Origin of the sequence: Bartonella bacilliformis Ver097 (assembly GCF_000709795.1) — a bacterium.
In the GTDB taxonomy this organism is placed as follows: Bacteria; Pseudomonadota; Alphaproteobacteria; order Rhizobiales; family Rhizobiaceae; genus Bartonella; species Bartonella bacilliformis_A.
The window spans coordinates 111116-125979 of sequence record NZ_KL503805.1; the positions used below are offsets into that span (position 1 = coordinate 111116).

Annotated in this window: 12 protein-coding genes; 9 read left to right on the forward strand and 3 right to left on the reverse strand. The window is 38.0% G+C overall.

Annotated features, from left to right (window positions below; genetic code table 11):
• Positions 1 to 79 precede the first annotated feature (79 nt).
• The 3 genes from H710_RS05160 (at position 80) to pth (ending at position 2724) form a co-directional block, all read left to right on the forward strand.
• Positions 80 to 1012 (forward strand): ribose-phosphate pyrophosphokinase, encoded by a 933-nt coding sequence (locus H710_RS05160; RefSeq protein ID WP_041849758.1) that lies wholly within the window; start codon positions 80 to 82, stop codon positions 1010 to 1012.
• 433 nt (positions 1013 to 1445) lie between these two features.
• Complete coding sequence (locus H710_RS05165; protein WP_041849759.1) at positions 1446 to 2063, forward strand: 50S ribosomal protein L25/general stress protein Ctc; 618 nt, start codon at positions 1446 to 1448, stop codon at positions 2061 to 2063.
• Positions 2064 to 2142: 79 nt separating this feature from the next.
• Positions 2143 to 2724, forward strand: coding sequence for an aminoacyl-tRNA hydrolase (gene pth, locus H710_RS05170; protein ID WP_041849760.1), 582 nt, complete (start codon positions 2143 to 2145; stop codon positions 2722 to 2724).
• Between the two features lie 163 nt (positions 2725 to 2887).
• Here the strand turns inward: pth and H710_RS05175 are convergent, their stop codons facing one another.
• The gene (locus H710_RS05175) at positions 2888 to 3586 is read right to left on the reverse strand and encodes a L,D-transpeptidase (protein WP_041849761.1); all 699 of its coding nucleotides are present in this window, start codon (positions 3584 to 3586) and stop codon (positions 2888 to 2890) included.
• 266 nt (positions 3587 to 3852) lie between these two features.
• Here H710_RS05175 and ychF point away from each other — a divergent pair, with 266 nt between their 5' ends.
• The gene (gene ychF, locus H710_RS05180; RefSeq protein WP_041849762.1) at positions 3853 to 4956 is read left to right on the forward strand and encodes a redox-regulated ATPase YchF; all 1104 of its coding nucleotides are present in this window, start codon (positions 3853 to 3855) and stop codon (positions 4954 to 4956) included.
• Positions 4957 to 5112: 156 nt separating this feature from the next.
• Here the strand turns inward: ychF and H710_RS05185 are convergent, their stop codons facing one another.
• Positions 5113 to 5556: a PRC-barrel domain-containing protein gene (locus H710_RS05185; protein WP_041849763.1), complete on the reverse strand. Its 444-nt coding sequence runs from the start codon at positions 5554 to 5556 to the stop codon at positions 5113 to 5115.
• A gap of 453 nt (positions 5557 to 6009) precedes the next feature.
• On the opposite strand from H710_RS05185, the gene H710_RS05190 reads away from it, so the two are divergent.
• Positions 6010 to 6477: a tRNA (cytidine(34)-2'-O)-methyltransferase gene (locus tag H710_RS05190; protein ID WP_041849764.1), complete on the forward strand. Its 468-nt coding sequence runs from the start codon at positions 6010 to 6012 to the stop codon at positions 6475 to 6477.
• An 18-nt stretch (positions 6478 to 6495) separates the two neighbouring features.
• Here H710_RS05190 and H710_RS05195 read toward each other — a convergent pair whose 3' ends face one another.
• The gene (locus H710_RS05195; protein ID WP_041849765.1) at positions 6496 to 7749 is read right to left on the reverse strand and encodes a CCA tRNA nucleotidyltransferase; all 1254 of its coding nucleotides are present in this window, start codon (positions 7747 to 7749) and stop codon (positions 6496 to 6498) included.
• A 240-nt stretch (positions 7750 to 7989) separates the two neighbouring features.
• Between H710_RS05195 and H710_RS05200 the strand changes: the two genes are divergently transcribed.
• Genes H710_RS05200 through H710_RS05215 form a run of 4 tightly spaced genes read left to right on the forward strand, consistent with a single transcriptional unit; the run spans position 7990 to position 14823 of the window.
• Positions 7990 to 9021 (forward strand): AAA family ATPase, encoded by a 1032-nt coding sequence (locus tag H710_RS05200; protein ID WP_041849766.1) that lies wholly within the window; start codon positions 7990 to 7992, stop codon positions 9019 to 9021.
• Positions 9021 to 9932 carry a DUF58 domain-containing protein gene (locus H710_RS05205; RefSeq protein WP_041849767.1) on the forward strand — a complete coding sequence of 304 codons (912 nt, stop codon included), beginning with the start codon at positions 9021 to 9023 and terminating at the stop codon, positions 9930 to 9932. Before H710_RS05200 ends, H710_RS05205 begins: the two co-directional genes overlap by 1 nt.
• Positions 9929 to 12727: a DUF4159 domain-containing protein gene (locus tag H710_RS05210; RefSeq protein WP_041849768.1), complete on the forward strand. Its 2799-nt coding sequence runs from the start codon at positions 9929 to 9931 to the stop codon at positions 12725 to 12727. Before H710_RS05205 ends, H710_RS05210 begins: the two co-directional genes overlap by 4 nt.
• Complete coding sequence (locus tag H710_RS05215) at positions 12727 to 14823, forward strand: glutamine amidotransferase (protein ID WP_041849769.1); 2097 nt, start codon at positions 12727 to 12729, stop codon at positions 14821 to 14823. Before H710_RS05210 ends, H710_RS05215 begins: the two co-directional genes overlap by 1 nt.
• Positions 14824 to 14864: the final 41 nt, after the last annotated feature.

Consider the following 14864-nt stretch of genomic DNA (forward strand, 5'->3'; position numbering starts at 1 on the left):
GTCATTGTTCCCTTGCAATCTGGTAACAAAAAGCTAAAACGTTGCTAAATTTCATCATGATTACTCAGAGGCTTTTATCATGAAACTTTTCTGTGGCAATTCTAATCCACGCCTTGCTGAAGATGTTGCAAATTATTTAAAAATTACCCTAGGTGAAGCAACTGTAAAACGTTTTGCTGATCAGGAAATTTTCGTAGAATTACATGAGAATGTACGTGGTGAGGATGTATTCGTTCTGCAGTCGTCATCCTATCCAGCCAACGATCACTTGATGGAACTTCTCATCATGATTGACGCTCTTCGGCGCTCTTCAGCACGCCGCATCACAGCTGTTATACCTTATTTTGGTTATGCTCGCCAGGATCGTAAACCTGGACCACGCACTCCTATTTCAGCAAAACTCGTTGCTAACTTGATTACCCAAGCAGGTGCTCATCGCGTGTTAACATTGGATCTGCATGCAGGACAAATCCAGGGTTTTTTTGATATTCCAACTGACAATCTCTATGCTGTTCCTGTCATTTCTCGTGATGTTAAAGAGCATTATTCTCTTGAAAATGTCGTTGTTGTTTCACCTGATGTTGGTGGTGTTGTACGTGCACGTTCCTTAGCTAAACGCTTAAATAGTCTGCTTGCTATTGTCGACAAACGCCGTGAACGCCCAGGAGAATCAGAAGTTATAAATATCATTGGCAATGTAGCTAACAAAGATTGCATTTTGTTAGATGATATTGTCGATTCAGGCGGAACTTTATGCAACGCAGCAAGTGCTCTTCTCGAACAAGGTGCAAACAGTGTCACGGCTTATATTACACATGGTGTCCTTTCCGGAAAGGCTATCGAACACATTACACATTCAAAAATGAAAGAATTAGTCATTACCGACTCGATTATGCCAACAAAAGAAGTTAAAAAAGCACATAACATCCGTGTTCTAAAGATTTCTGACTTAATCGGAGAAGCCATTGCAAGAACAGCAACAGAGCAATCTGTTTCAAGTTTATTTGACTAAACAGCGCCTTTATTTCTTCTAAAACCTTTCTTAGCTAATATCAAAAAACAGAGGATACTGACCACTAAAATTGCATGGATAATAACAAATTTACACTCATTAAAATAAGTTTAACATCAGTTAGCATACACGATAAAAATGGACTTTCAGGTTAGCAAAAAGTGCACTGACTGTTCAATTATCCATCAACAATGTTTACTTGTGCATCTTGTGTTATATTTGTCACACACCTTCAGTGGTAAGAACGACGGATTTCACTGACAACTCTTGCATCTCCAAATGGTTTGAATTATAAATATAGCCTCTGCGTAGACACCCTTGGAGGCAACGCAGAATGAAGAAATTACTACTTTGCAGTGCATATCTTCATATTCATGCAAAAATTGTTATTGATTTTTGATGAATCTCCAATCATGTAAATAAGGACTTAATCATGAGCAAAAGCTACACTCTTAAGGCCGAAGTACGCGAACGGGTTGGTAAGGGGTCCTCCCGTGAACTCCGTCGTAATGGTCTTATTCCAGCTGTCATTTATGGTGACAAACAGCCTCCTTTGGCAATTTCGGTTCCCTACAAGGAAATTTTCTATAAAATCCACGGTGGTGGTTTTCGTACCACTATTGCTACTCTCGAAATCGGCAAGGAAAAAATTCAAGTTCTTCCAAAAGATTATCAACTTGATCCGGTTCGTGACTTCCCTATACATGTGGATTTCTTACGCGTTTCAGCGAAATCAATCGTACATGTCAATATTCCTGTGCATTTCCTTCATGAAGACACAGCCCCAGGTATTAAACGCGGCGGTGTTTTGAACATTGTTCGCCATGAAATTGAATGTACTGCACCAGCAAATGCTATTCCTGATGCGATTCAGATTGATCTTTCCAGTTATTCTATTGGTGATTCCATCCACATCTCAGCAGTACAATTACCAGAAGGTGTAACTCCAGTTATTCAAGATCGAAACTTTACCATTGCAACGATCGCAGCACCAGCTGGCATAGATGATACTTCAGAAGAAGAAAACAACGAAAGTGATGCAAAAAAATAGTCAATTTTCGTAGGCGGGAGAAACTTCCCGCCTTTTTTGAAGCGTTTTTCTAATCTTTTATACTTTACCAAAGGCGCATATGTTACTTATTGCTGGTCTTGGCAATCCCGGTTCACACTATCAAAATAACCGTCATAATATCGGTTTTATGGCTGTTGATGCCATTCATGAAGCTTTTTCCTTTTCTCCATGGTCAAAAAAATTTCAAGCTGAAATCTCAAATGGTCTTATCAATGATGAAAAAATTCTTCTTATAAAACCGCAAACTTTTATGAATTTATCTGGTCAAGCCATTGGAGAAGCTTTACGATTTTATAAATTAGATTTAGATCACCTGATTGTTCTTTATGATGAATTAGATTTACCACCAGGAACAGTGCGTGTAAAAATTGGTGGAAGAAGTAATGGACATAAGGGTATAAAATCAATCGACAGTCACTGTGGTAATAATTACCACCATGTACGCTTAGGGATCGGGCGCCCTATCGCTAAAGAACTGGTTGATCAATATGTTTTAGGAAATTTTACACAATCTGATCAAAAATGGTTACCGACTTTATTAGGTATAATTGCAAACAATGTTGCTATACTTATAAAAGGAGATAGCAATTGCTTTATGAATAAGGTCTCGTTAACAATGAAAAACCAAGGTCTACAGTAAAGCGTGATTTCTCACGAAAACATGAAATGCACCTAAATTCTTCCCCATATTTTTTTATGTTTGATATCCCCTTTCTTTTTAAAAGGAAAGGCAAGCGCATATATATTGGGGAAAAATATAGAATCTATAAAATAAAACTGTTCAAACTCATAATTATTTTGAATCAAAAGAATCCTGTCGATTGACCCTTAAATGAATCTCTCGGTAAAACCACCACATGTGAACCATTAGGAACACGATCATAAAGATCAATAATATCTTGATTGAGCAAACGGATACATCCACTTGATATAGCCTGACCAATCGACCATGTTTCATGTGAGCCATGAATACGGAAGAACGTATCTTGTCCATCTTGAAAGAGATAAAGTGCTCGTGCACCCAATGGATTATCAGGACCCGCTGGCATACCTTCCCCTAAGTGACCGTAACGTTCTGGCTCACGAGCCATCATTGCTGCAGTCGGCCTCCAAGAAGGCCACTGGCGTTTATATTGTATAACTCCTGTACCTTGAAAAGCTAACCCTTCTTTACCAACGCCGATACCATAACGCAGAGCTTTGCCATTTTCACCAATCAGATAAAGAAAACATTTTTCTGTATCTATAACCAACGTACCAGGTGGATAAGTTGTTTCATAATCAACTTGTTGGCGCCAAAATTTTGGATGAATTGTTGTAAGATCAATGGCAGGCAAAAAGTGAGATTCATTCGTTACAGCTCCGTATAAAACCTGCATTTTCTCTGGAACATACCAAGCTTGTTGAGAAGGAAAACGCGATACATTCGACTGAGGTGTAAGACAACCAACTAACGCTAATGGTGCTGCAATCAAAAAAATACGACGAAATAATAACCCCATATTTTCTCCAAATTATTTTATGTTGTCACTTATCATATTACAAGAAACTTAGCATATTATTAAAATTTATTTATAATTTTATTAACACTAAAAATAAGAATATTCAGTATTTGATGATTAAACAATTATAAGAATTACGCAATATGTTCTTTTGTGCACAATCATAAAAATTAGAGACTAGAACTCTTTCTAAAACATGCTATAAAAATACAAATGAAGCTTTATCTGAATTATAAAACAACTTAAAATCAATAGAGAGAGAGCTTATGGGTTTTAAATGCGGGATTGTTGGACTACCCAATGTCGGTAAATCAACCCTTTTTAATGCATTAACAAAAACAGCTGCAGCACAAGCTGCCAATTATCCTTTTTGTACGATTGAACCGAATACTGGTGAAGTTGCCGTTCCAGATCCAAGGATGAAAAAAATTGCCTCTATCGCCGATTCAAAAGAAATCATTCCTACGCGTATCAGTTTTGTTGATATTGCAGGACTCGTCCGTGGTGCTTCAAAAGGTGAAGGCTTAGGCAATAAATTTTTAGCGAATATTCGTGAGGTTGATGCTATTATCCATGTGCTACGGTGTTTTAAAAATGAAGATATTACACATGTAGAAGGACGAATTGATCCCGTTTTTGATGCGACGATTGTTGAAACTGAACTTATGCTCTCAGATCTTGAAAGCTTAGAGCGACGTATCATACCAATCCGAAAGACTGCAACTGGAAAAGACAAGGAATCTCTAACAATCCTGCCTATCATGGAAGCAGCACTAGCCTTGTTGCAAAAGGGAAGTCCTGTGCGATTATTGCTCAAAGATCTTCCTTCTGATGAGCGACGTATTCTTAATAGCCTAAATCTTTTAACCTCAAAACCTGTGCTTTATGTTTGTAACGTAAATGAAAATGAAGCTGCTCATGGCAATGATTTTACTCAAGTGATTGAAAAAATAGCAGAAGAACAGAACGCACAAACTATTATCATTTCTGCTTCTATCGAATCTGAAATTGCCCAACTCACTGATGAAGAAGCAACAGAATATCTTAATGCTCTAGGATTATCTGAGCCTAGTCTAGATCGACTCATTCGTGCTGGTTATCGTTTGCTTGATCTCATTACTTATTTTACCTGTGGACCTAAAGAAACACGGGCATGGACAATTGTCCGTGGCACAAAAGCACCCCAGGCAGCAGGTATTATCCACTCAGACTTTGAACGTGGTTTTATTCGTGCTCAAACTATCAGCTATGAAGATTATATTACTTTAGGAGGAGAAAACGGAGCAAAAGAAGCAGGAAAAGCTCGTGATGAAGGAAAAGAATATATTGTACAAGACGGTGATGTCATGCTGTTTAAGCACAATACTTAATTTCTTTCTTTTGCAATTTCATGACCTCTTAGTAACTAAAAGGAAATTTCTTTGCGTCAGATTATCTTTATGCCTTTAAGAATACTCTTCAACAAAAATAAGCCCTATAATGAGCGCACTATTTTTTAATCTTCCATAAAAAATAAAAACGCAAAATTAACGTACCCAAAGGCCTTCATACTTAAATTCTGGAGCGTCCTGCAAAGCATCCTTTGTCATATGCGTGATAAGCTTCCATTTGCCATCATCATATGTCATCTTAATTGCTACTGAAGGAACAACAACATAACGATCCCCCATACCTAAAAAACCACCAAAAACGATAATAATTCCCTCAATATTATTTTGACGCAAAAGAACATCTTTTACTTTGCCAATATTTTCACCTTCCATAGTGTATATATCTGCACCAATAAGACTTGAAACAACAAAATCAGCTGTTAAAGGTGTTACCTCATAATGAGGAGATATATCTGAATCAACCTGTACAACATCACTTGCCAAAACTGTTTCAAATTCTGAAGGGAGCGTAAAAGATTGACTATAAGCATGAGAAAGCATAAAAATTAACACAAGAGCAATGGAAGTCATTTTCTTCATTATTCATCTCCGTTTTTATTTAATGCATCATCATCGAATTTTTTCCCTCTATGCTTTCAAACCAGTGACTTTATCACTTTTTTTTTCAATTTTTCTTAGATCTTTCATCTAAAATAGGCCAAATTTGTTTTTTGCAATATCAATAAACTTCATCCCAATAATTAAAAGCAAGTCTTACTAATTATAAGAAGATAAACTGCTTACAGTTAAATGCTCAAGTATCGCACATGCAATTTTCAAACTTTTTTGAAATTCCATCCTCATAGGTTAAAATAAGGCACCGCTCAAAAAAATCCTGAACACAATGAAAAAGCTAAAACATGACTTCACTCTCTAAAGAAAAATAACTTACATGACAACACAGATAAACAAAAAAACCTAACTCCCCTTATACCTGAATTAACCTGCATCACTTCTTTACAAGTGAGTATATAAAATCATATTGGACAAAGTATGACACTTCACATCGCTCTTTTTCAACCAGACATTGCTGGTAATACTGGAACAATTTTACGTCTTGGTGCATGTCTTGGCGTGCATGTGCATATCATTGAACCTGCAGGCTTTGATCTATCAGATCGCAATCTCAAACGGGCAGGTATGGACTATCTTGAACGTTCCTCTTTAGAGAGACACATTGATTGGCAACATTTTCTTGATGCCATGCAGAAATTTAATCGTCGTCTTTTGCTCCTGAGTACAAAAGCAACAACGTATTACACAAATATATGTTATCAGAAAAATGACGTTTTACTTTTTGGTCGTGAGTCAGTAGGTGTTCCTGCTTATGTTCATCAAGCAGTTGATTATACATTAAAAATTCCTATGCAACAGCAAATGCGTTCTTTAAATCTCGCAATGAGCGTGGCCATAACAACAGGAGAAGCTCTACGCCAAATTGGTTATGATGGATTAAAGTAAAAAAAACAAAGAATAATGTTACGGTTCAAATTTTTCTAATAGCTCATTACGATCTATTAAAAACCCGCTTTCAACCCATATCATCTCTAATTCTTTGAGTTTTTGTCCTACAATCTTCCCTTTAGCAAAACCTCTTTCTATTAAATCCTTACCACTGACAGGAAAGACAGGCATCTCCCACCTTTGAGCAAGCTGATAAAGCTTCATATAATGCTCTATTCTTTGAGAATTCTCGTTTCCCTCTACAGGACCAGCACATACAATTGCTACAGATAAAGATAAATGATCTAAAATCGGCTGTCGACCATGAAAATAAATTAGTTTTTGCAAACAGATCTCTGAACAATTTTGACTTATTGATTCTACCTTTGCCCACTCTCTTAACCGCGTTTTTTCCTTATTAGAAAAACGTAAACGACGAGCAATATCTTGAAGGCGTTCAGAATCAGGTGGAAGAAGACTTTGTAACCTCAATAACGGATCTTCTTTCCAACCAAGAACATGCTCTGTTTTCACAAGTGAGTGAATTGCATCAATACCCCATTTTTCTGTTTCAGGAAAAATAAGTGTTAAAATGCCACTTTGACGCATCCATAAAAGGGCACGTGTTGGATCTGAAGCAGCAAGAAGTTTTTTTATTTCTTCCCAAACACGTTCAGATGAGAGTTTATGCAAACCTTGTTTTAAAGCAACACACGCTTTCAATCCTTGTGCATCAGGCCGTCCTGCTCCATACCAAGCAAAAAAGCGAAAAAAGCGTAAAATACGCAAATAATCTTCACAAATACGCTGTTCTGCAACACCAATAAAACGTATTGTACGGCTTGCAATATCACTCAAACCTCCTACCAAATCATAAAGTTGGCCAGTGGCATCACAATACAGTGCATTAATAGTAAAATCTCGTCGTTCAGCATCTTTTTTCCAGTCACGGCCAAAAGCAACTTTCGCGTGACGGCCATCTGTTTCAACATCAGAACGAAGAGTTGTCACCTCATAAGAACATGATTCAGCAACCACCGTTACTGTACCAAAATCAATACCAGTAGGAACAGCTTTAAATCCTGCTTCTTCTACGCGCTTGATAACTTTCTGTGGCAAACAAGTTGTCGCAATATCAATATCACTAATGGGCTGTCCTAGAAGTTGATTACGGACTGCACCACCAACAACACGCGCCTCCTCATTATCCAACGACAAAATACGAAGAAGTGTTTGAATATTTTTATGCTGCAACCAATCAGCCTGTTTGAAATTCGGTATTGTGTTCACTCTCCTTTAGCCCTTTAACGAATTTTCATGATCAGCGCTCCATAACGCCAATATTGGAATACTTTCCACAGTCTACCATCTCTCTTCAATGCAGCATATCTTTATTATCTATATATAAAATACCAAAAAAACGCCTATCACACTTATTTTCTCTTTATTTTTTGATACAAATCATAAAATATTTATGATCAATATAAAAACAATTATTATTTTGCGACAAATGCCTTAAGGAAGAAATCAATGAGTCAAGATGATACATTATCCAACTCTGTCAAAAAGGCCAATATGAATGATGATGGAAAATTCACCGTTAGTGATATTGATAAGGCACATAAAGAATTAGATCTTCTGCAAAAGGAAATTGACAAAGTTATTTTTGGCCAAAATCATGTAATTGAACACACCTTAACAGCTATTTTAGCAGGGGGTCATACCCTTCTCGTTGGCGTTCCAGGGCTTGCTAAAACACGCCTTGTCGACACATTAGGAACTGTATTAGGACTTGATACAAAGCGCATCCAATTTACACCCGATTTGATGCCATCAGATATTATCGGTTCTGAAATTATGGACTCAGATAAAAATGGTAAACGCTCTTTCCGTTACATTCAAGGTCCTATTTTTGCACAAATTCTTATGGCTGATGAAATTAATCGTGCTTCTCCTCGTACACAATCAGCCCTTTTGCAAGCTATGCAAGAATACCATGTTACTGTTGCTGGAACCCATTATAACTTACCACAATCTTTTCATGTCCTTGCAACCCAAAACCCTCTTGAACAGGAGGGAACCTACCCGCTTCCTGAAGCACAGCTTGATCGCTTTTTAATGCAAATTGACATTGATTACCCTGATTTAGAAACAGAACGGCGTATTATTTTAGAAACGGTAAATCAAAAAAGCCAAGTTGTAAAATCAGTTTTGTCGACTAAAAAATTGCAAAAAATTCAAAAAATCGTTCGCACAATACCCGTTTCTGAAAATGTTGTTGAAGTTATTTTGAAGTTGGTGCGTTCAGCTCGCCCTCATAAAGATAATTCGCTTGCGAATAAATATATTGCTTGGGGTCCTGGTCCTCGAGCATCACAGGCACTTTCACTTTGTGCCCGTGCTCGTGCTCTCTATCACGGACGTTTATCTCCCTCACTTGATGATATCCAAGCCTTGGCACAACCCGTATTGCAACATCGGATGGCACTCAATTTTTCTGCACGTGCTGAAGATATAACTGTAAGAGATATTATTGCTACTCTTGTGAAAGGCGCTCTTTAATGGCCATTGGCAGAAAAGTTTTTAAAGAAAGTGCAAAATCGCTTACAAAAAAACTACATAAAGATGTAGCCAATATACCCTATTGCCTCTTACAAGCACGCCTTATAGCAAACACAATGATAACCGGATGGCACAGCCAGCGCAAACATGGCAATGGAGAAAATTTCTGGCAATTTCGTCTTTATACTGAAGGAGAACCCATTACACGCATCGACTGGCGCCGCTCAGCACGTGGTAAAAATACTTACCTACGCGAATATGAATGGGAAATGGCGCAAACCGTTTGGATTTGGCCTGATCAAAGTGCCTCTATGCAGTATTGCTCGCGCTTTTCTAAAAGCTCTAAAGGCAATTATGCTATCATTCTTTCTCTTGCATTAGCAACACTTCTTGCGCGAAGCGGTGAGCATATTGCTATCCCTGATTTAATGGCTCCCACCATGACATCCAATGTCGCGGAACGCATGGCTCTAGCTTTAATTCATTACCAAGATGAAAATCCATTTCCGAATTTTTCAACTATAACACGATTCTCACAAGTCATCATCATCAGTGACTTTCTAGATCATCCTGAAATGATTATTCAAAATTTAGGAGCTTTAGCTGCAAAACAGGTCAACGTACATCTGATTGAAGTTGCTGATCCAGCCGAGGAGTCTTTTCCTTACACAGGTCGTACAGAATTTTTTGATCCTGAAACAAAAGAAAAAATTCTTCTAGGAAGAGCAGAACACCTCCGTGAGGATTATTGCAACCTCTACCAAGCAAGACGACAAGAATTGATCAATTTTTGCTCACACCAAGGATGGACCTACTATGTTAGTAAAACTGATCGGCCTTTAACAGAAATTATTTTGCAATTCGCAAACAGAATGAGTGGTGCTACATCTCATGGAAGGAGATCACTTTGAGTTTTGGTGCTCCCTTAATTTTACTTGGTTTTTTTGCTCTGCCTATGATTTGGTGGTTATTGTGGATAACGCCTCCCAAACCTCATAAAGAGATCTTTCCTCCTTTGCGTCTTTTGATTAAACAAACTAATCAACAGACAACAACCAACCATACACCTTGGTGGTTATTGTTGTTACGATTAGCCATAGCAGCGCTTATCATTATCGCTTTGGCACGTCCCTCTTGGCATCAAAATCCAATTATACTCTCTGGATCTCAACCGCTTGCACTCATTATTGATAATGGATGGGCCTCTGCTGAAGAGTGGAAAAAATATATTGTTGTTGCGGAAACTTTACTTGATCAAGCAACAAAACAAAAAAAAGATGTTTATTTTCTTGCAACAGCTGAAAATGACCCCAAAGAAATTGGCCCTTTACCCGCAGAAGTTGCAAAACAACATTTAATGCATTTACAACCTCAACCCTGGCCTATCGACCGCTTAAAGGCATTGAATCGGCTCATTGAAAAAACTCGTGGTCAAACACTTGATATTGCCTATTTGAGTGATAGCTTACAAACAAATGAAGATGATCAGGCTTTTACTCTCATTGAACAGTTAAAACCTGAAACATTCCTGTGGTATTCATCCGATATTTCTAAACTTACCGGTATAAAAGCTATCGATAATCATAATGGAAACATGGTAGCACGCATTATTCGTGCAACTACTCAAGGTGAAACTCCGATAACGCTAAGCCTTTATGATTTTAAAAGTAAACCCCTTGGACGCTTTACAACAAATTTTCATGAAGGAGAAGAAGAAGTTCTGGTTCCTTTCAACTTACCGCTTGAATTACGCAATGATATCTCATGGATTAAAATTGATAATCATGCCCACGCTGCTGCAACGTTTTTAGTTGATAGCCGTAACCGAATAAACCGTGTTGCTCTCTTATCATCAAGTATCAATGAAATGGTACAACCATTACTATCTCCATTTTATTATGTCATTAAAGCATTGCAGGGCTACGCAGAACTTATAACAACAGGAGGAGGAGAGCTTTCAGCTGACATTGATTACTTACTCAAACAAAACCCTTCTGTCTTCATTTTGGGTGACATTGTTAACATGCCACAAGCAGCAGAAAAAAAGCTCTCTGATTTCGTCAATAAAGGGGGAACACTTATTCGTTTTGCTGGAGATAATCTCAGTTCAACAGAACAATATGATAGCTTATTACCTGTGCCATTGCGCCCTGGTAAACGTTCACTCGGCAGTGTTATGTCATGGGCTAAACCACAAAAATTAGCACCTTTTGTGCAAAATAGCTTCTTCTCTGATCTTCTTTTTCCAGAAAATGTAACTGTTTCACGCCAAATTTTAGCAGAACCAACCCCAGATCTTTTTGAAAAAACATGGCTCAGTCTTGCTGATGGATCCCCTTTTATCACAGCAACTGACTACGGAAAAGGTGTTCTCATTTTTATCCATACCGCACCTGATCCTACATGGTCTAATCTTGCGCTTTCTGGATTTTTTGCACAAATGTTGCAAAAACTTATCACACTCAGTGTATACAACAACACCTCCTTAACTCAAATGAAAGCAATGGCACCACAAAATCCCTGGCGGATATTAAATGCCGATGGACAATTGCAATCCCCTCCCTTTCATGTTGTTCCACTCATTATTGATGAACAAAAATTCCCCATACCATCCTATCATACCCCACCTGGGTTTTATGGCGTTAACAATAATTTTTATGCTTTGAATCTCTTAACGCCTTCTTCTCGCTTAATAAAAACTTCATTACCAAATTCCTTAGGAAAAAATCCTTTATCATATGAAATGAAAGAACAACATTTTACTGGACCACTTTTAGGATTAGCGCTTTTATTATTTGCTTTTGATAGTTTTTTCGTTTTATGGATGAGAAAAGCTTTTTTTTTCAATCGACAACTCAGTATGTTCCTTCTATTACTTTTTATAATAGGCCTGGCCAGCTTATTCTCAGATATATCAAATGTCTACGCACAAACCACAAAAACTCATGATGAAATCATGGTGAAAGCGGCGGGAGCTACCCACCTTGCTTATGTTATAACCAATAACCATGAAATTGATACCACAAGTAAGAGTGGACTAGAAACACTGAGCCAGTTCATTGCAGATCGTACAATGCTCTCACCTGGTTCTGTTATAGCTCTTGATCTTGATAAAGATGAACTTGCTTTTTATCCTCTAATTTATTGGCCTCTTGACGCTAACAGTCCTATGCCAACGCAAAAAGCTCTTGAAAAAATAAGTGCTTTTATGAAAAATGGAGGAGCCGTTTTATTTGATACACGCGATCAGATAAATACCAATCTGACTCTTGAAGAAATTGCAACCCCAGCGACACAGAGATTACGGGCTATATTAAGTGAACTTAATATTCCAACCCTTGAACCTGCATCTGCTGATCATGTTGTTTCCCGTTCTTTTTATATTATGCCTGATTTTCCTGGACGTTACCGTGGATCACCTTTATGGGTTGCATCATCATCAATAAATAAAAAAAATAAAAATTCTATGATGACTGACGATAATGTGAGTTCTCTTTTTATCACCGCTAATGACTTTGCTGGTGCTTGGGCCTTAGACTTCAAAGATACATGGAAATATCCTCTTGTCTCCAATGATTCTATGCAACGTCTATGGGCATTTCGTGCAGGATTGAACATCGTCATCTATGTCCTTACAGGAAACTATAAAGCTGATCAAATCCATGTTCCTGCACTATTAGAGCGTTTTAACAAAGAGAGAAGGTAATGATAGAATCTCTGACTTTTCAGCCTTTCCTTCCTATTTTTTGGATTCTCTTTTTAGGCGGGATTCCTGCTTTTTTTATCATCGTTGGCTTCATCACAAAGCAGCGCGGAGCTTTATTACGTCTTACAACCTTAGCTTCTCTCATTCTTGTTTTACTCAATCCTGTTATAAAAAAAGAGCAACGTGAACCCGTTAAAAGTATTGTAGGAATTCTCATTGATCATAGTAAAAGCCAAACTTTAGGTACACGTACAGAAGACAGTGACAAAGCACGCATACAATTAACCAACGCACTGGCGCGCTATCCACAATTTGAGCCGCGCTTTATTGAAGCTAGAAAACGTTCTGATAATCATTATGCATCATCAGAGAATTTATTTTATGCTTTGACACAAGCCACATCTGATATACCACCATCCCTCTATGCAGGAACAATTTTGATCACTGATGGACAAGTGCACAATATTCCTGAAATATCAGAACTTCATCATAAAGCACCAATCAACGCCCTTATAACAGGAAGAACAGATGAATTTGACCGCCAAATTAAACTTATCTCTCCTCCCCGTTTTGCTCTGATCAATAAACCACAAACACTTTCTATTTTGGTTGAAGATAAAGGCCAACCCAAAAAGGAAATGTCAGCGCAAGTAAACGTTTCTGTGAGTGTCAATAACCAAGAGGTTGGTCGCTATTCTGTAACGCCTGGTATCATCTTTCAAACTGACATCACTCTTCCTCATACTGAAAAAAACATCGTTCAAGTGACTACAGATACACACGAGGGTGAATTAAGCTCTGATAACAATCGAGCCATTGCTATCATTGAAGGGATCAGAGAAACTTTGCGAGTTCTTCTCATTTCGGGTGCACCTTATAATGGTGAACGCACATGGCGTGATCTTTTAAAGAGTGATTCCAATATTGATCTTGTTCATTTTACTATTCTGCGTCCTCCTGAAAAAGCGGATAACACCCCTTCTAGCCAATTATCACTAGTTGTTTTTCCTACAACTAAGCTATTTGTTGAAGAAATTAATAATTTTGATCTCATCATTCTTGATGGCTACCAACATTCCAGTGCACTACCACTCATTTATTATGATTATATCACCCAGTATGTACAAAAAGGTGGTGCATTACTAATGGTTACAGGACCTGAATTTGCTGGTGAACAATCACTTGCTAAAACACCTTTGATAAGTATCCTACCCGCATTACCAAATGGAACTGTTATTGAAAAACCTTTTCGTCCTGCATTAACAAAAGAGGGCGAACGTCACCCTGTTACACGAAATCTTGCAACACCCACCCACCCAGCTACTCAATGGGGACAATGGTTAAGACAAATTGCAATTAAACAAACAGGCCAAAGCCTTACCATCATGAAAGGAGCTGATGAACAACCACTCTTACTCCTCTCCCATATTGGTAAAGGACGTGTAGGTATGTTGCTGTCCGATGAAAGTTGGCTTTGGGCACGAAATTTCGAAGGTGGAGGTCCCTACGCTTCTCTCTACCGTCGTATTGCCCATTGGCTCATGAAAGAACCAGAACTTGAAGAAGAGAAATTAAGTGCTGTGAATGATCTCCATCGTTTAACAATTCGTCGACAAACACTTGAAGATCACCCAGAACCCGTTGAAGTCATTTTCCCCTCTGGCAAAAAAGAAAATATCACTCTCAGTAAAGAACAAGAAGGTGTATTTATAGGAACTATAAATGCAGATGAAATAGGGATCTTTACAATCCACAATGGCAACCAAACAGTTCTTGCCCCTATAGGTGCACTCGATAATCCTGAATTATCTGACTTAATTTCAACAGAAGAAAAATTGGCGCCCATCATTCAAAACACGGGTGGCTATATAACACGTTTACATCACGAAAAAAGAAACGGTATTCATATTCCTCCCATAAAGATAGTTGGACCACAAACGAAATTCATCTCTTCCTTTCCTCAATCAATTATTCTAAAGGAAGCAACAGAAACCCGTTTGGTTAGCGCTGTTCATTTTTCAATCTTTTCCGGATTTTTTGCTCTGCTAACGTGTCTGTTATTTCTCAGTAGTATATGGTATCGTGAAAGTCGCTAAAAATTCTGACCAATTTAACCATTTTCAAGCAACTGACAGCC